Annotated in this window: 18 protein-coding genes and 1 riboswitch; of the genes, 12 read left to right on the top strand and 6 right to left on the bottom strand. The window is 40.7% G+C overall.

Translation table 11 applies throughout. The features are described 5' to 3' along the window. Window positions 1-65 precede the first annotated feature (65 nt). The 8 genes from PQ478_RS17760 (at window position 66) to ytkD (ending at window position 6,950) form a co-directional block, all read left to right on the top strand. A complete protein-coding gene (locus PQ478_RS17760; RefSeq protein ID WP_289235028.1) occupies window positions 66-1,241 on the top strand; it encodes a MalY/PatB family protein in 1,176 nt (391 codons plus the stop codon). Between the two features lie 60 nt (window positions 1,242-1,301). Then, window positions 1,302-1,463, top strand: coding sequence for a sporulation histidine kinase inhibitor Sda (sda, locus tag PQ478_RS17755; protein WP_012960182.1), 162 nt, complete (start codon window positions 1,302-1,304; stop codon window positions 1,461-1,463). Window positions 1,464-1,623: 160 nt separating this feature from the next. Then, a complete protein-coding gene (locus PQ478_RS17750) occupies window positions 1,624-1,770 on the top strand; it encodes a hypothetical protein (RefSeq protein ID WP_012960181.1) in 147 nt (48 codons plus the stop codon). Between the two features lie 174 nt (window positions 1,771-1,944). Beyond that, window positions 1,945-2,667: a dethiobiotin synthase gene (gene bioD, locus PQ478_RS17745; RefSeq protein WP_289235027.1), complete on the top strand. Its 723-nt coding sequence runs from the start codon at window positions 1,945-1,947 to the stop codon at window positions 2,665-2,667. Further along, window positions 2,636-3,991, top strand: a complete 1,356-nt coding sequence (gene bioA, locus PQ478_RS17740) for an adenosylmethionine--8-amino-7-oxononanoate transaminase (protein WP_289235026.1) — start codon at window positions 2,636-2,638, stop codon at window positions 3,989-3,991. Before bioD ends, bioA begins: the two co-directional genes overlap by 32 nt. A 566-nt stretch (window positions 3,992-4,557) precedes the next feature. Then, entirely contained in the window at window positions 4,558-5,049 is a 492-nt protein-coding gene (locus PQ478_RS17735) for a YwpF-like family protein (RefSeq protein ID WP_012960178.1), read from the top strand. A gap of 141 nt (window positions 5,050-5,190) precedes the next feature. Next, window positions 5,191-6,399, top strand: coding sequence for a bacillibactin exporter BcbE (gene bcbE / locus PQ478_RS17730; RefSeq protein ID WP_289235025.1), 1,209 nt, complete (start codon window positions 5,191-5,193; stop codon window positions 6,397-6,399). 71 nt (window positions 6,400-6,470) lie between these two features. Further along, window positions 6,471-6,950 (top strand): RNA deprotection pyrophosphohydrolase, encoded by a 480-nt coding sequence (gene ytkD / locus PQ478_RS17725; RefSeq protein ID WP_022628927.1) that lies wholly within the window; start codon window positions 6,471-6,473, stop codon window positions 6,948-6,950. A gap of 15 nt (window positions 6,951-6,965) precedes the next feature. Here the strand turns inward: ytkD and PQ478_RS17720 are convergent, their stop codons facing one another. Genes PQ478_RS17720 through PQ478_RS17710 form a run of 3 tightly spaced genes read right to left on the bottom strand, consistent with a single transcriptional unit; the run spans window position 6,966 to window position 9,547 of the window. Then, the gene (locus PQ478_RS17720; RefSeq protein WP_012960175.1) at window positions 6,966-7,781 is read right to left on the bottom strand and encodes an ABC transporter permease; all 816 of its coding nucleotides are present in this window, start codon (window positions 7,779-7,781) and stop codon (window positions 6,966-6,968) included. Beyond that, a complete protein-coding gene (locus tag PQ478_RS17715) occupies window positions 7,762-8,538 on the bottom strand; it encodes an ABC transporter ATP-binding protein (protein WP_075683789.1) in 777 nt (258 codons plus the stop codon). The genes PQ478_RS17720 and PQ478_RS17715 overlap by 20 nt, the downstream gene beginning before the upstream one ends. A gap of 13 nt (window positions 8,539-8,551) precedes the next feature. After that, the gene (locus tag PQ478_RS17710) at window positions 8,552-9,547 is read right to left on the bottom strand and encodes an ABC transporter substrate-binding protein (RefSeq protein ID WP_289235024.1); all 996 of its coding nucleotides are present in this window, start codon (window positions 9,545-9,547) and stop codon (window positions 8,552-8,554) included. A gap of 154 nt (window positions 9,548-9,701) precedes the next feature. Here PQ478_RS17710 and PQ478_RS17705 point away from each other — a divergent pair, with 154 nt between their 5' ends. Continuing rightward, a complete protein-coding gene (locus PQ478_RS17705) occupies window positions 9,702-10,496 on the top strand; it encodes an alpha/beta hydrolase family protein (RefSeq protein ID WP_289237005.1) in 795 nt (264 codons plus the stop codon). 108 nt (window positions 10,497-10,604) lie between these two features. Then, complete coding sequence (locus PQ478_RS17700) at window positions 10,605-10,910, top strand: thiamine-binding protein (RefSeq protein WP_022628922.1); 306 nt, start codon at window positions 10,605-10,607, stop codon at window positions 10,908-10,910. Between the two features lie 80 nt (window positions 10,911-10,990). Here PQ478_RS17700 and pckA read toward each other — a convergent pair whose 3' ends face one another. Continuing rightward, complete coding sequence (gene pckA, locus PQ478_RS17695) at window positions 10,991-12,577, bottom strand: phosphoenolpyruvate carboxykinase (ATP) (RefSeq protein ID WP_289235023.1); 1,587 nt, start codon at window positions 12,575-12,577, stop codon at window positions 10,991-10,993. Window positions 12,578-13,040: 463 nt separating this feature from the next. Next, window positions 13,041-13,153, top strand: a riboswitch (SAM riboswitch). 160 nt (window positions 13,154-13,313) lie between these two features. Between pckA and metK the strand changes: the two genes are divergently transcribed. Both metK and PQ478_RS17685 read left to right on the top strand, forming a co-directional pair. Beyond that, the gene (gene metK, locus PQ478_RS17690) at window positions 13,314-14,519 is read left to right on the top strand and encodes a methionine adenosyltransferase (protein WP_289235022.1); all 1,206 of its coding nucleotides are present in this window, start codon (window positions 13,314-13,316) and stop codon (window positions 14,517-14,519) included. A gap of 168 nt (window positions 14,520-14,687) precedes the next feature. After that, window positions 14,688-14,840, top strand: coding sequence for a DUF1540 domain-containing protein (locus PQ478_RS17685; RefSeq protein ID WP_012960167.1), 153 nt, complete (start codon window positions 14,688-14,690; stop codon window positions 14,838-14,840). Between the two features lie 121 nt (window positions 14,841-14,961). Here PQ478_RS17685 and PQ478_RS17680 read toward each other — a convergent pair whose 3' ends face one another. Together PQ478_RS17680 and PQ478_RS17675 are read right to left on the bottom strand one after the other, a co-directional pair. Further along, window positions 14,962-15,255, bottom strand: coding sequence for a hypothetical protein (locus tag PQ478_RS17680; protein ID WP_289235021.1), 294 nt, complete (start codon window positions 15,253-15,255; stop codon window positions 14,962-14,964). An 85-nt stretch (window positions 15,256-15,340) separates the two neighbouring features. Continuing rightward, the gene (locus PQ478_RS17675; RefSeq protein ID WP_289235020.1) at window positions 15,341-16,492 is read right to left on the bottom strand and encodes a glycosyltransferase family 4 protein; all 1,152 of its coding nucleotides are present in this window, start codon (window positions 16,490-16,492) and stop codon (window positions 15,341-15,343) included. Window positions 16,493-16,494: the final 2 nt, after the last annotated feature.

Raw genomic sequence — 16,494 nt, 5'->3', positions numbered from 1 at the left:
TTATATTGAATACTAGTTAGTGGTGTCGATAAGATACTTTTTTGCAATGGAAGGAGAAGGTTGTTTTGAGTACAAAGCTAGAATTTATTGAAGATAGAAGAGGGACAGACTCTATGAAATGGGATATGACGGAAGCTCGTTTTGGAGCGAAGGACGTTATTCCTTTATGGGTAGCTGATATGGATATTAAAGCACCGCGCCCAGTTATAGATGCATTAAAAGATAAAGTAGAACACGGTATTTTTGGGTACCCAGCTCCTTCTGTAAAAGCAGACGAAGCTATATGCACTTGGTTACTAAACCGATATAGCTGGGAAGTTAATCCTGAATCCTTTATTTACACATCAGGGATTGTCCCGACAATCAGTCATATGATTCAAGCTTTTACCGAACCGGGTGACGAAGTTATTATTCAAACGCCTGTTTACTATCCTTTTTACGATGTTATTGAGAAAAATGGGCGTATTATTTTGAAGAACTCGCTTAAGCGAGTAGAAGATCAATATGAGATGGACTATGACCATTTAGAATCATTGATTACTGAAAAGACAAAAGTGCTGCTGCTGTCTCATCCTCACAACCCTGTAGGCCGCGTGTGGAAGCAAGAGGAACTTGAAAAAGTAGCTCAAATTTGCAAGAAGCATGATTTGCTAGTTATATCTGATGAAATTCATGCTGACCTCCTTTTTGATGGTCAAAAGCATATTCCGATCGCTTCTATCAATGAAGATATGGCAATGCGGACATTGACGTGCCTTGCGCCTAGCAAAACGTTTAACCTGGCCGGAATCCAGGCATCATATGCTGTTGTGATTGATCCGAATAAGAGACTAAAGCTTAAACAATTTATCCAATCAACATTCAGCTCGATAAATATTTTCTCACAAGCAGCGACAGAGGCAGCGTATCGTCACGGAGAAGAATGGCTAAGCGAGTTGATGGATTATATCCAGCAAAACTATGAATTTGTGGAACAGTACTTTAAAGAACATATGCCAAAAATCAAACCAATTAAGCCAGAAGGCACATATCTTCTATGGATTGATTTTGAGGAGCTTGGTATGCCTGAGAAAGAGCGAAATGAATGGCTGCTGCACGAAGCGAAAGTAGCCTTTAATCACGGTCCGATCTTTGGTCCAGAAGGCGAGCATTTTGAAAGAATGAACTTAGCTTGTTCAAAAGACACCTTAGCAAAAGCACTTAAGCAAATGAAGCAAGCATATAATAAAAAAGGATTCTAAGAATGGAAGACAACCAGTCCGGTTGCTTATAATAGAATGAAGAGAGGTTGCTAAGGTAAAATGGAACAGATTCGTAATGATATTCTTATTGATGCTTATTTAAAAGCAATAGAGCTAGAGTTAGATCTTGAATTTTTAGAGCTTCTTTACCAAGAATTACAGACCAGGGAACTTGAGCAATTTGTGTCTCCTCCTTCGAAAAAAACAACGAAAATAAGTTGAATTTCAAATTAATTAGTGCAGGATTTGCAATATTCAGATAGAATGAAATATATGTAGAACATAATATGGAATCTAGAGGAATAGACTAGGGTTATGTTACACAATATTAGGTCAAGCCTTCACCTTTTATTGGAGTTTTTCGAAAAGGAGACATTTACACATGGCACTTGAAGAATGGTATGAAGAGCTCTTAGTAGAATGTAAATGTAAGCTTGGTAGAGAATTGACTGAAAAAGAGGTAGAACTCTTGAACTGGGTGAAAGATAAGCAATTTGAATCCGTTTATCAGCAAATAAAAACCTCATAATTAATGGTGACGATACCCTAAACATATGACTTTCTGCCTTTTGGCAGAAAGTTTCTTTTTACCATTATTGTTAACCTGAATATAAAAAAAGTTAACAAATTTGCTCGATTCTATTGAAAAGCAGTTATAACAATGTTAATTTTTAGAAAAGTAAGCTGCGAGGAGGGGATTAGATTGGCAGGAATATTTATTACGGGAAATGATACAGACGTAGGAAAAACGGTAGCATGTGCTTATGTAGTACGTACATTGAGACAAGCTGGCATTAATGCAGTGGCTTACAAACCTGTACAGACGGGAATCGAAACCGACCAAGCGGACATGGAGTTTTATAAACAAGTGGCAGGACATGCTGCGGCAGCACAGACTACATATACATATAAGGTGCCTTGTTCACCTCATTTAGCAGCTGAACTCGAAAATTCAGCAATTGGTATTGAACAGATAATTAATCAAATAAGACAGTTAGAAAAAGAGTATGATCTAGTCGTTGTTGAAGGGGCGGGAGGACTGGTTGTCCCGTTATCATCTGATGGTACGACGATGACCACGCTTATTCAGCAAATAGGCTTTCCAGTGCTCGTGGTAGCTAAATCAAAAGTAGGAGTCCTAAATCATACGGCCTTGACCATTCATTATGCGAGAAGCAAAGGAATTAAAGTTAATGGAATCATCTTGAACGAATGCGGCAATAAGTTAGATCCGATCGAAGAAGACAATAAACGAATGCTTGAAGAAATGAATGACACATCAATTATTGTAAAGCTGCCAGTCTTTGAGCCAGCCGCTCTAATAGAACAGCTGCAACAAATGGCCGATTCCGTTTTAAATGAAAGATTACTACAAGCTTGTGAGGTGCATAAAAATGGAAAAAGATATGCTTATTCAAAAAAGTAAGGACTTGCTTTGGCTGCCTTTTACTCAAATGAAAGATTATGAAGAAGACCCGTTAGTTATTGAACATGGAGAAGGGGTCAGATTATATGATACAGAGGGCAAAAGTTATTATGATGGATATTCATCCCTGTGGTTAAATGTCCACGGCCATAAAAAGAAAGAACTAGATGATGCGATTAAAGAGCAGCTAGGAAAAGTCGCTCATACAACGCTTTTAGGAGCAGCGAATAGACCAGCTATTGAACTCGCTGAACGATTGATTGATCTAACTCCTGCTCCATTAAAGAGAGTATTTTACTCAGACAGCGGGGCAGAGGCTGTTGAAATAGGGTTGAAGATTGCCTTTCAATATTGGAGAAATAAAGGGTATCAAGATAAAACGAAATTTGTGACAGTGACCAATGGCTACCATGGTGACACAGTTGGGGCAATTAGCGTTGGAGCAGTAGACATTTTTCATACTACATACAAGCCGTTAATGTTTGACAGCTATAAAGTGCCGTTTCCGACGGTTTATCGCAATGAGCTGCCGGACCCGGTTGACGTTAGGGATCAAGCGCTGGCTGAACTTGAGACGATGTTAAGTGAAAAAGGCAAGGAGATTGCCGCTGTAATAATGGAAGGTATGGTCCAAGGTGCAGGCGGAATGCATGTGATGCCTAATGGGTATTTAAAAGGGGTAGAGAACCTTTGCAAGAAACACGACGTCTTATTAATTATCGATGAAGTGGCAACCGGGTTTGGCCGCACAGGTAAAATGTTTGCGGTGGAGCATGAAGAAGTGGAGCCGGACATTATGATGGTGGCTAAAGGAATTACAGGCGGCTACCTTCCTATTGCAGCTACGTTAACAACAGAGGAAATTTATAAAGCGTTCTATGCAGATTATGCTGAGCTGAAAACCTTCTTCCACGGTCATTCTTATACAGGAAATCAGCTGGGGTGTGCTGCTGCTCTTGCAAACTTAGATATTTTCGAACAAGAAAAAGTAATGGAAGATGTTGAGAGGAAAACGGCATTTGTCAAAGAAAAGCTGGAGGCATTAAAAGACTTGCCGCATGTGGGAGATATTAGACAGCTTGGCTTAATGGTGGGGATTGAACTTGTACTTAATAAAGAGACGAAGCAGCCTTTTCCATGGGTTGAGCGCATCGGTTATCAGACAACTCTTGAAATGAGGAAGCTCGGCATGTTATCACGTCCACTAGGCGATACCATTGTATTTATGCCTCCTTATGCAAGCAGCTACGAGGACCTCGATGCGATGATTTCCATCATGGAACAAGCGATAAAAGAAACAACGAGTAAGGTATTGCAAACTTAATAAAAAGATCCATGCCTGCCGCAGGATACGAACGAAGCGCTGAAGGTACCAAAAAAGAAGCTTCTTACAGTAGTTGTTGATCTCCGCTGCAGGCGCACGCTTTCCGCGGGCGGTCCCCTCGGGCTTTTCGCCCTGTGGGATCTCCCTGGCCACGCACATCCCGCAGGAGTCGGTGCCTTCCGCTCCAATCAACGGAGCGAGGAGGTTAATTAGTGCCCCTCATCGTAGTTTTTTGTTGCTCAGTGATTTAAGCATGATTTGAACTGAGCCATAATTATATCGTTCCACATAATAATTACATTAAGCAATAACTTAGCGGATGAATTATACGGAGACTTCTGCGGTGGCTAGAGCAGGAGTGAGATCCCACAGGGCCTTAGCCCGAGGAAGCTCACTAGCTCACCGCGAAAAGCGTAGTATAGTTCAGGAGCGGCGGCTATGCTATAACCCATGTTTGAGGGATTTGAGACATCTCCTATAGATGTCTCTTTTTAAAGTTGTGATATACTTTAATTAATAAAAAGCTCTGTACATATTTTTCTTACATACGAACAGGAGGGGATTTTGTGAAAACGTTTAAGCTATACTCACTATGTATATTAGAAGGCAGCGAGGGTTCGATTAAGCAGCGTGCGGTCCCATTAAAAGATGGATTAATTATAAACATGGAAAACGAGGAACATACTTGGCATATTGATGCTGTCATGGAGGAATCATTTAAAGGTTACTTCGAGGAAATCAAACAAGAAAGCGGCCATTTGCTTGTAGATGCTATTATTACGTCTAAAAACAATCACCCTGCAACAATGGTCACAAATGTTGTTACGATCACAGACTTATCGGATGGAATCAGTGTGTTATTAGAAGCCAAGTTAGTTCTGCAAAAGGACGAAGTGATTGAAGATGTGATTGAGGACCTGGTCGAAGAGGGACTTAGTGGTGAGCAGTTAGTCCAGGAATTCAAAAGCCGTAAAGAAAACTTAGCAGCTCACTCAGAAAACACGTTAGCTGAAGTGTATGCATCATTAAAAGAGAGCGGCAACTATCAACTGAAATAAGAGCAATCAAAGGCTGGTCAAACATTTGTAGTTTGATCAGCCTTTTTTTGGTTCTGCATAGTTAAAAAGAAACTCTCCATACTAAGAGTACCAAATGTTTAACGTGTTTGGATGATGGTGACAAGGAGAGGAAAAATCGAAATGGAAGATAAGAAAAAATGGGACTTGTTATCGATCGCATCAATTCCCCTTGTCATGACATTAGGGAATTCGATGCTTATTCCTGTGTTGCCTATTATTGAACGTGAATTATCCATAAGTTCCTTTCAAGCAAGCTTGTTAATAACCGTTTATTCAGTGGTGGCCATTATATGTATACCAATAGCGGGGTATATCTCCGACCAAATCGGTAGAAAGCGTGTCATTATCCCAAGTCTAATCATTGCAGCACTAGGAGGTTTACTAGCTGGTTTTGCGGCGTGGCAGATGGAGTCCTCGTATTGGGTGATTATGTTTGGCAGACTGCTGCAAGGGGTTGGCGCAGCTGGTGCTTCTCCAATCGTACTCCCGCTTGTAGGTGATTTATTTACAGATGAGCAGGAAGTCAGCAATGGACTTGGAGTGATTGAGACGTCTAATACATTTGGAAAAGTGCTTAGCCCAATCGTCGGTGCTTTTTTGGCTTCGCTCCTTTGGTACTTGCCTTTTTTAGCCTTTCCCGTCTTCTGTGTCATTTCTATTGCACTTATCATTTTTCTAGTGAAATCTCCATCGATGCAAAAGGACCCTTTAGCTGGAAAAGAATTTTTCCTGTCATTAAAAGTCATCTTTAAAAGGGAAGGGGCTTGGTTATACGCTGTATTTCTGATTGGTGCGATTTGTATGTTTATTTTATTTGGTGTTCTGTTTTATTTATCTACCATGTTAGAGGAGCAATATCAAATTGAAGGAGTGAAAAAAGGGATTATTCTAGCGATCCCGCTGGCAGCCCTTTGCATAGCTTCTTTATCTGCGGGAAAAATCATCGGGCAAGAAAAATGGCTGATGAAACGAATGACATTAACTGGGGTAAGTTTATTAACTATTTCAATGCTTGCACTGTCCTTTTCAGATGACATCTACTTTTTACTAACGGCCTTACTCAGCAGCGGGATTGGAATTGGAATTGCTCTGCCTAGTCTGGATGCATTGGTAACCGAAGGAATACAGATGGAACAAAGAGGGTCTGTTACTTCTTTATACTCAAGTATGCGCTTTGTTGGTGTAGCAGCAGGTCCCCCTGTTTTTGCAATATTAATGAATACGACCCATTCTCTTCTCTTTCTAATCCAAGCAGGCGTTGGAGCGGCAGCCATTATCATTGCCATTTGCTTTATACGACCTGATAAAGGCAGCGATCCAACATGGTAAATCGGTTGGATTGTTGTATGAAACAACGTATACTTCTAAGTAGATAGATGGGGAAGGATGGGGACGCCTGAATGCGGCAATTTACTGATCAAAATGGGAATACGGTTCGTCTAGTGTTAAATGGGGAAGAACCGTTCTCAAATGACCCTAAACATGTGTGGGTCATCTGTAAATATCGTCATCAGTGGCTTCTAACGACACATCAAAAGAGAGGTCTGGAGTTTCCTGGCGGCAAGGTTGAGTACGGGGAAACCCCATTAGAAGCTGCGCATAGAGAAGTACTTGAAGAGACTGGTGCTCTGATTCATTCGATAACATGGCTTGGGCAATATGAAGTAGCCGCAGAGGAAGAGCGTATTCATAAGAATATTTACTTTGCAGTGATATCAACTTTGCAAGAAAAAGATTGTTACTATGAGACAAATGGGCCAGTTTGCCTTGACGCTCTGCCTGATACAATCAGAGAGGATTCACGCTTTAGTTTTGTAATGAAAGATGACGTGTTAACCTATTGCGTAGACTATTTAAGAAAAGAGCAGCTCCTTAAATGAGCTGCTCTTTTTGGGCTAGAAATGTTTGACAAGCTTTGTCTCAAGCCATTCAACTGCTTTATACATAATGGTTGCAAGTATAGCGATAACAAACAAGCTCATTAGGACAAGTGTGAAATTAAACACTTGGAATCCGTAAATAATAAGATAGCCAAGCCCTTGCTTTGAGACTAAAAATTCACCAACAATGACACCCACCCAGCTAAGTCCTACATTGACCTTTAAGGTTGAGATAATTGTTGGAACACAAGCAGGCAATATGACTGATTGGAAGGTCTGCCTCTTAGAAGCCTGGAATGTTTGCATCACTTTAATATAATTAGCATCCACTTCTTTAAATGCTGTGTAGACGACCATCGTGGTAATAATAACAGAAATTAACGCCCCCATGGCGATAATTGAAGTGAAGCCTGGTCCAAGCCCCACAATTAAAATGGGCCCAAGCGCCACTTTGGGCATTGAATTTAAAATGACTAAATAAGGGTCAAGCACCTTAGAAGTAAAAGGTGACCACCATAAGACGGCTGCTAAGATCGTTCCGGCTAGTGTTCCTATAATAAATCCAAGCACCGTTTCAAATAAAGTGACTGAGGTATGTGTAATCAGAGTTCCATCCGTTATTCGGGTGACTAAAAGGTTGAAAATTCGAGAGGGCATGCTGAACAATAGTTGGTCGATCCAGCCATTTCTAGCAGAAATTTCCCATATGCCGATAAATGACATCAGGATGATTAATTGAACAAATAGTACATTTCGTTTTTCCTTCTTTAAGGAGCGCAGATACGTTTGGTGCAAATCAGCTTGACTTAAATCATCCTTTGTTTGTTTCAAGACTCTCCAGCTCCTTCCATATTTCATTAAAAAGCTCTGTATAGGAAGAAAGCTGTCTTGCTTCAAATGGAAGAACGCCTCTGATTTCCTTTGGAATGTCAAAGATTTTAGCGATCCGGCCTGGTCTGGCAGATAATAAAATCACACGGTCAGACATCGCAATGGCTTCACCGATATCATGGGTGACAAGAATCGCTGTCTTTTGTTCTTCTTTTAAAATCGTGGCTACTAAATCTTCTAGTTTTAATTTCGTTTGATAATCAAGAGCAGAGAAGGGTTCATCTAAAAGCAGCAAAGAAGGATTTGTAGCCATCATTCTAACAAGTGCCACGCGCTGCCGCATTCCTCCTGATAGCTGCGCTGGGTAATGTGTCAGCTTATCCAAAAGTCCAACTTTCTCTAATAATGAAAGAGCTAAATCCTTAGACTGCGGCTTATCCATTCCTAATATTTTTTGGCCCAGCATAATATTAGATTCGATAGACAGCCAAGGAAACAAGTAATCTTGTTGAAGCATGTAGCCGATATTCGCCTGCTTACTTGAGGTAGGAATCCCGTCTAGTGTTACGGTTCCTGAAGTGGGCTTAAGGATTCCTGCTACAAGGGATAAGAGAGTGGTTTTCCCGCAGCCGCTTGGGCCGAGAATGGAGATGAATTCTCCATTCTCAACTGAAAAGTGAATGTCGACAAGAGCTTTAGTGGCATCACTCTTGGATAAATAAGTGAGTGAGACATCATCTACACGTAAATTTCCCATCGGTCTAACCACCTTACTCTACGATCGATTCTGCAATTTGGGTGTTTACCAGCTCTTCGTATTCAACATACAATGGCAGCTCCCCTGATGCATCCATGATCGTTTGTAAATTGTCCCAAGCACCTGATGATAAGAAAGGATCCGTTGCATAAGACCCTTGTTCCTTATAGCGCTCTACTACTTGAGTGACGACATCAACCGGCGTATCTTCAAAAAAGGTTACAATGGTCGCAGCGATGATTTCAGGAGGTTGTTCACTTACCCATTGTTGTCCTTTGTATAGTGCACGGGTAAAGCGTTCAATCATTTCGTTGTTATTCGTAAGGGTACTTTCTTTTGTCATAAAGACCGTGTATGGAACCTCTCCGGACTCTTCACCAAATGAGGCAACAATATGGCCTAATCCTTCATTTTCAAACAACGTTGCTTGAGGCTCGAATAATTGAACATAATCACCTGTACCAGAAGCAAAAGCACTCGGGATGTTTCCAAAATCGATATGCTGCAGCAAGTTTAAGTCTTTCCTAGGGTCAATTCCATGCTGTCTTAATACATGCTCGCCTACCATTTGCGGCATGCCGCCTTTACGTTGACCGAGGAACGTACTGCCTTTTAAATCATCCCAATGAAACTCAGCAGTCGGTTCTCTAGCTACAAGAAATGTGCCGTCTGTTTGGGTAAGTCCGGCAAAGTTAATAACAGGATCAGAGGCATTTTGTGCATAGACATATATCGATGTCTCAGCCCCAACGAGTGCAATATCAGCACCGTCAGATAATAACGCAGTCATTGTTTTATCTCCGCCCCAAGCAGTGGTTAACTCAAGATCAATTCCTTCTTCTTCAAAATAACCTTGTGCCATTGCGGCATAAAGAGGGGCATAAAAGATAGACCGGGTCACTTCAGCTACTCTTACTTTTTCATTAGAACCATTTCCAAATGAACAGCTAATAGAAATAAGGATCAGACTGATAAGTAACGGGAGCCATATCCATTTTTTCAGTTTCATTGCATGTCAACTCCTCATCAGGTGAATCTTGAAATATCTTATGTAGGAAAACATAAATGTGTGTATGCCCATCACATACTAGATGATTGGTGTTTTAAAAGCGGGATTGGTATGCTAGAAACGATATGAAAGAGGTGAAGGCATGATGTGCAAAATGATCATCGATAAACAAAAAGTACCATCCCCTCACTCCTCCATTTCATTGTATTTAATTACATACATAAGTGATGGGTTGCAAGTAAAGGGATATTTAGCCGAACCGCGAACGCTCACTCGTGAGAAGCTTCCGGGACTTGTTTATTTAAGAGGGGGCATAAAAAATGTTGGGATGGTTCGAATTCAGCGGGTGATTCAATGGGCAGCCGAAGGATTTGTCGTCATTGCTCCATTTTATCGTGGTAATAAAGGGGGAGAGGGACAGGAAGATTTTGCAGGGGAAGATCGAGAAGATGCACATACAGCTTGTGATATCCTATTCAGTCATCCAACTGTTGACCCCGATAGTATCCACCTTATCGGATTCTCAAGAGGGGGAGTCATGGCACTTTTAACTGCACTGCACAATAAGAGAGTTGCTTCTCTTATCAGCTGGAATGGTGTGACGGATATGTTTTTAACGTATGAGGAACGAGTCGATTTAAGAAGGATGATGAAGAGAGTGATAGGAGGGACACCAAATAAATATCCAGAGAGATATGTAGACCGAACACCCCTGGATCAACTGCAGGATCTTCAATCTTCTGTTTTAATTATCCACGGGATGAAAGATGAGCATGTATCGATTGAGCATGCTTATAGACTGGAGCAGGCTCTAAATCAGGTAAATAAAAAAGTTGATGCTTGGTATTACCCTGATTACACTCATCATTTTCCTGCAAAAGAACAACAGAGAATTCTGACAGAGGCAGGGAAGTGGCTAAAAGCGCAACGAAAACACGGACTTGGTTAATCACCGACTTATTCAGGTCGGTGTTTTTTTGTGTTTTAGTGGAATATGTTTGGAAATTTAATAAAACGGTTAGAGAAACATATACGCTAACATGAAAGGATGAGATTAATGGCAACTGTAACAGCAGGATTTCAAGTATTACCGAACGGGAAAGATGTTGATACGGACGGTGTGATTCCAAAGATTGTAGAGGTTGTTCAAAACTCTGGACTCACCTATCATGTAGGACCGATGGAAACGGTAATAGAAGGAAGTATTGATGATGTATTTAATGTGATCAAATCAGCACAGCAAGTTGGTATTGATGAAGGGGCAAGCGATGTGTTAACGAATATCAAGCTTCATTACCACGAAGATGGTGTGTCGATCAAGGATAAGCTGACCCATGTCAAGGAAGGAATGCAGGGTAAATAGTAAACAAAATAAGATACTAAAAAGCCAAGTCGTGTAAGGCGACTTGGCTTTTAGTGGGAAAAGTATGATTAATAATGGGATTATAATGTTGGTCCTGCAGACTTGATCTCGTCGCTGACATTTTCAAATTTCTTGAAGTTTTCTTGGAAGTCAGCAGCAAGTTGTTTTGCCTTTTCATCATACGCAGCTTTATCTGTCCATGTATCACGCGGGTGTAGAACTTCATCAGGCACACCTGGGCAGTGAAGTGGGACGTGCAGACCAAAAATTGGGTCAACTGCTGTTTCTGTTTGACGAAGCTCACCTTGCAATGCAGCTTGAATCATTGCACGAGTGTACGGCAGGTTCATGCGTTTGCCGACACCGTATGGACCGCCAGACCATCCAGTATTCACTAGAAATACTTGAACATCATGCTGGGAGATCTTCTCGCCTAACATTTCTGCATAACGAGCTGCAGGAAGCGGTAAGAACGGTGCACCAAAGCATGTTGAGAACGTTGCTTCTGGTGATGTAACCCCGCGCTCTGTTCCAGCTAACTTACTAGTGTAGCCAGATAAGAAATGGTACATTGCTTGTTCTTTTGTTAATTTGCTGATTGGTGGCAATACGCCAAAAGCATCAGCCGTTAAAAAGATAATTGTATTCGGATGACCTGCAACACTTGGTGTGAGCGCATTAGGAATCGCTTCAAGCGGGTAAGCAGCACGTGTATTTTCTGTTAAAACCGTGTTGTCAAAATCAGGTAATGCTGTCTTTTCATCTACGACAACGTTTTCAAGAACGGATCCAAAACGAATCGCATTCCAGATTTGCGGTTCTTTCTCTTCAGAAAGGTTAATGCATTTTGCATAGCAGCCGCCCTCAATATTAAATACACCGTTAGATGACCAGCCGTGCTCATCATCTCCAATTAAGTAACGATTCGGGTCAGCAGATAAGGTAGTTTTACCTGTACCTGATAAGCCAAAGAATAAAGCAACATCGCCTTCTTTTCCTGCATTCGCAGAGCAGTGCATTGAAAGAACGTTTTGTTCAGGGAGCATGAAGTTCATCACAGAGAAAATAGATTTTTTCATTTCACCTGCATATTCAGTTCCTCCAATTAAAACGATACGTTCTTCAAATGAAATAATAATGAATGTTTCAGAGCGAGTTCCATCTACTGCAGGATCAGCTTTAAACGTTGGTGCTGAAACAATCGTAAAGTCTGCAATTGTTTCTTGATTCAATTCCTCAGCAGTTGGACGGATAAATAATTGTCTAGCAAAAGCTTGATGCCATGCAAATTCATTTACAACTTTTAAAGAAAGACGGAAGTTTTTATCAGCTCCAGCATATCCCTTTGAAACAAATAATTCTTCTTTCGTTCCAAGGTGGGCCAGCACTTTTTTGTAAAGCTTCGTAAATACATCCTTCTCGATTGGCTGATTAACAGGGCCCCATGCAATTTTGTCGGCTACACTTGGCTCGTTGACAATGAACTTATCTTTTGGCGAACGTCCTGTGTACGTACCAGTCTCAACGCTTAATGCACCAGAAGCTGTTAATTTACCTTCTTTACGCATCAGTGATTTTTCAACTAATGCCGAGATCGGTAAATCATGGTGTGTCTGCTCACTTTTCAATAATTGGTCAAGTTCTGATGTAAGGCTTAAAGTAGTCATTGTCGCAAAACCCTTTCCTATTTAAAGTAATTTAACTTTTTATTGGTATTTGGTACTTGTCATCGTTTCTATGTCAATTAGTATAACACATTATATCTATTAGTCTATACTAATGTGAAAGTTTTTTTGAAAAATGATGCAATGAACCAAAAGCCGCCCTTTTGGTATTGAAAGGGCCAAAGGGGAAAAGGTGTTAGTTCTTACGATTTGAGACGAAAATGAAGAAGACTTTAAATGAATAAGTCCATAAAATATGAAGAGATGAATTCTGGAAGAAGCATAATACTATATAGAAGAAAACGGTTTAATCTAGATGGTGATGAAAATAAAATGACATTAATTAATGAATAGTATAACTCATTATAAACGAGTTCTACTCCGACTAAAAGTATGAATATTAGTGAATTTTCGGCCGGTGTTGACAGAGGATTCTATGTACGTTATGATATGTCGCGAACGGATACTCTTATCCAGAGTAGGTGGAGGGACAGGCCCGAAGAAACCCAGCAACCAACACTCATGCCAAACGAGTGAAAAGGTGCTAACCTGCAAGGCAGCTGCCTTGAACGATAAGAGGCGAAAGGTAAACATTTCAACCCTTTTCCTCGATGGAATGGGGTTTTCTACGTTTATACACGTCTTAAACCGTTTTATCACCCATTGGATGAGAAACGAGTGCCGTCTCAAATCATTCGCACACAACCGTTGTAGTTGTCTGCATAGGAGGAATTTGAACATGGTAGAAAAGCAAAGTCGTCGTTTATTTACATCAGAATCAGTAACAGAAGGTCATCCAGATAAAATTAGTGATCAAATCTCTGATGCGATTCTTGATGAGATCTTAGCGAAAGATCCTAATGCTCGTGTAGCTTGTGAAACATCTGTAACAACTGGTTTAGTTTTAGTTGCGGGTGAGATCACTACAAACACATATGTAGATATCCCTAAAGTCGTTCGTGAGACGATCAAAGGAATTGGTTACACACGTGCTAAATATGGTTTTGATGCAGAGACTTGTGCTGTTTTAACATCAATTGATGAGCAATCAGCAGATATCGCAGCTGGGGTTGACCAAGCATTAGAAGCTCGCGAAGGACAAATGACTGATGCAGAAATTGAAGCAATTGGTGCAGGTGACCAAGGTTTAATGTTTGGTTATGCAAATAACGAAACAAAAGAACTTATGCCGCTTCCTATTTCATTAAGTCATAAACTAGCTCGCCGCTTAACTGAAGTACGTAAAGAAGAAATTCTTCCTTACTTACGTCCAGATGGGAAAACACAAGTGACTGTGGAATATGATGAGGACGGAAAACCAGCTCGTATTGATACGATTGTTATCTCCACTCAACATCATCCAGAAGTAACTCTTGAGCAAATTCAACGCAACTTAAAAGAGTATGTCATTAACCCGGTTGTACCAGCTGAATTGCTTGATGAGGATACGAAATACTTCATTAACCCAACAGGACGCTTTGTTATCGGCGGACCTCAAGGGGATGCTGGTTTAACTGGACGTAAAATCATTGTAGACACTTACGGTGGATATGCTCGTCACGGCGGCGGTGCATTCTCTGGTAAAGATGCAACAAAAGTTGACCGTTCAGGTGCTTATGCAGCTCGTTATGTAGCGAAGAACATCGTTGCAGCTGGATTAGCTGATAAGTGTGAGGTGCAGCTTGCATATGCAATCGGTGTTGCTCAGCCGGTGTCAATTTCAATTGATACATTTGGTACAGGTAAAGTTTCTGAAGAAACACTTGTTTCATTAGTTCGTGATAACTTTGACCTTCGTCCTGCTGGCATCATTAAAATGCTTGACCTTCGTCGTCCTATTTATAAGCAAACAGCAGCATACGGACACTTTGGACGTACAGATATTGAGCTTCCATGGGAGCAAACGGATAAAGCGTCTGTTCTTAAAGAACAAGCAGGACTTTAATTTACAGTTTTATTAAAAGAAATACAAAAAAACACAATTTCTCATTTGAGAGATTGTGTTTTTTGTTTTAGTTTAGATAATCGGGGTATAACAAATAATAGAAACACTTCTATGTATGCTTCTCTTCAAAAAAGGCCAAACTAGGCAGTAAGAGGGAGGTGGACTAATATGGCACAAGATGTTTTATGTGAAGTGAACAATTGTGTACATTGGTCGCATGGTAACCAATGTGCAGCGGATAAGATCTATGTAATCAGTCATAAAGGGAAACAAGCAGATCGTCAAGAGGAGACGGATTGTAAAACGTTCGAACCAAGCTAAGAGTATAAAAAGAGGGCATTCTCCGTGCCTTCTTTTTATACTCTTAGTATTGAGAATAAGAATCATTGTTATTCATATATTTGAAAAAAAAGTACCTGCCCCAAAACAGGTACTTTTTTTCTTATACACATTGAAAAGATGAAATTCTTCTTAAATCAATTCCGAAATTTACCCAGCGGAAAAACCACCATCGATAGCCAGCAACTGAGTTTCGGCCTACAAATGTTGGGAAGAACCAAAACGTTTCACCATTTGTTAGGCGGATAAATGTAAATCGAAATAAACAGCGATTAATGGCTCCAGGATCCACCGCGAAAGCTTGAGGACCGCTTGGAAGCTGTGGCGTCATCTGCGGAGGTGGCCCAGGTGGTCCTTGCCTCTCCATCTGTTCGTACATTGAATCGTAATAATACATTCTCCCACTCCTTAGCAAAAGATCAGTTAACTCTTTATTACACTATGCTCATGCCTAGAAAGTGGTGAGGATTAAAGGGGAGAGGTTAGGCAAGGGATCTTTTATCCAAGGAACCAATGCTTAGTTTTTTATATTCTGATAATAATCCGTCGAAAATAGAATCCCATGATTGAGATAAGGCATACGTTCTTGCTGCATATCCCATCTCAAGCCGCTGACTAGGAGAGTAAAGGAGCTTAGTAATGGCTTGAACAAAAGATTCGGCATTACCAGACTTACAAATCATTCCTGTTTTTCCATGTTCCACAATTTCCCTAACGCCTCCTTTATCAGCAACAATAGCTGGTGTTCCTGAAGCCAAAGCTTCTAATACGACATTACCGAACGTCTCCGTTTGGGAAGGGAAAATGAATAAGTCGGCTAAAGCGTATAGTGCTGAGAGTGCCTCGCCGTTTAAATAGCCTGTAAACGTCACCTGAGCACATTGGAACTCAGACTTCATTTCAGACAGCATCGGCCCACCTCCAACATAAATCCAATGAACTTGTTCACATATCTCTTTAGGAAGATGGCGCATAATCCTTTTCATGGTTGCTAGATCTTTCTCGGGTGCCATACGGCCAACATAAAGGAGAACAAATTTTTGTTCTATATTGTAGAGGTCATACAAATATCCTTCTTTCTTTGAGGGTGAGAACTGCTGGCAATCTACACCTCGGCTCCATATATCTAGATGGTTAAATTTTTTAGAGGCAAGATGGAGCTTTGTTTCAATTGAAGGAACGAGGACCTTCTTACAGTCTGCATAAAACCATCTTAAGTAAGACCACATCAAGTCGGACAGGAAAGTGAGTTTATAGTATTGCAAGTAATGATCAAAATGAGTGTGATAAGAGCCAACTAAAGGAATGTGATATTTCTTGCTGAGGTGAACACCTGCCAATCCCAGGTTAAAAGGTGTGGTTACATGGAGGACGGTTGGATTAAATGCTAGCAGCTCTTTTTTTAATCTCAGCATATTAGGCCAAGCAACTCTACACTCTGGATAGAGGAAAAAGGGAAAGCTTGTGAAAGAATGAATGTTGCTTTTAAATGGGTCTGTATGTTCTAGCTGATCAGGGATAAACAATTGATATTCAACGTTTCGTTTCTCTAGGTGGCTGACAAGTCTCGTTAACGTTCTAGCTACTCCGTTTACCTGTGGACTGTACGTATCAGAAAATATAGCGATTCTCATCT

This window comes from Alkalihalophilus pseudofirmus (assembly GCF_029094545.1).
Taxonomy (GTDB): domain Bacteria; phylum Bacillota; class Bacilli; order Bacillales; family Bacillaceae_D; genus Alkalihalophilus; species Alkalihalophilus pseudofirmus.
This window is presented reverse-complemented; position numbering and strand designations above follow the sequence as displayed.

What these genes read in the sequence shown, in the direction of transcription:
- sda (WP_012960182.1), top strand. Translation starts at nt 1,302, where the DNA reads ATGGAACAGATTCGTAATGATATTCTTATTGATGCTTATTTAAAAGCA.
- PQ478_RS17750 (WP_012960181.1), top strand. Translation starts at nt 1,624, where the DNA reads ATGGCACTTGAAGAATGGTATGAAGAGCTCTTAGTAGAATGTAAATGT.
- bioA (WP_289235026.1), top strand. Translation starts at nt 2,636, where the DNA reads ATGGAAAAAGATATGCTTATTCAAAAAAGTAAGGACTTGCTTTGGCTG.
- bcbE (WP_289235025.1), top strand. Translation starts at nt 5,191, where the DNA reads ATGGAAGATAAGAAAAAATGGGACTTGTTATCGATCGCATCAATTCCC.
- ytkD (WP_022628927.1), top strand. Translation starts at nt 6,471, where the DNA reads ATGCGGCAATTTACTGATCAAAATGGGAATACGGTTCGTCTAGTGTTA.
- PQ478_RS17715 (WP_075683789.1), bottom strand. Translation starts at nt 8,538, where the DNA reads ATGGGAAATTTACGTGTAGATGATGTCTCACTCACTTATTTATCCAAG.
- PQ478_RS17710 (WP_289235024.1), bottom strand. Translation starts at nt 9,547, where the DNA reads ATGAAACTGAAAAAATGGATATGGCTCCCGTTACTTATCAGTCTGATC.
- PQ478_RS17705 (WP_289237005.1), top strand. Translation starts at nt 9,702, where the DNA reads ATGATCATCGATAAACAAAAAGTACCATCCCCTCACTCCTCCATTTCA.
- PQ478_RS17700 (WP_022628922.1), top strand. Translation starts at nt 10,605, where the DNA reads ATGGCAACTGTAACAGCAGGATTTCAAGTATTACCGAACGGGAAAGAT.
- pckA (WP_289235023.1), bottom strand. Translation starts at nt 12,577, where the DNA reads ATGACTACTTTAAGCCTTACATCAGAACTTGACCAATTATTGAAAAGT.
- metK (WP_289235022.1), top strand. Translation starts at nt 13,314, where the DNA reads ATGGTAGAAAAGCAAAGTCGTCGTTTATTTACATCAGAATCAGTAACA.
- PQ478_RS17685 (WP_012960167.1), top strand. Translation starts at nt 14,688, where the DNA reads ATGGCACAAGATGTTTTATGTGAAGTGAACAATTGTGTACATTGGTCG.
- PQ478_RS17680 (WP_289235021.1), bottom strand. Translation starts at nt 15,255, where the DNA reads ATGTATTATTACGATTCAATGTACGAACAGATGGAGAGGCAAGGACCA.
- PQ478_RS17675 (WP_289235020.1), bottom strand. Translation starts at nt 16,492, where the DNA reads ATGAGAATCGCTATATTTTCTGATACGTACAGTCCACAGGTAAACGGA.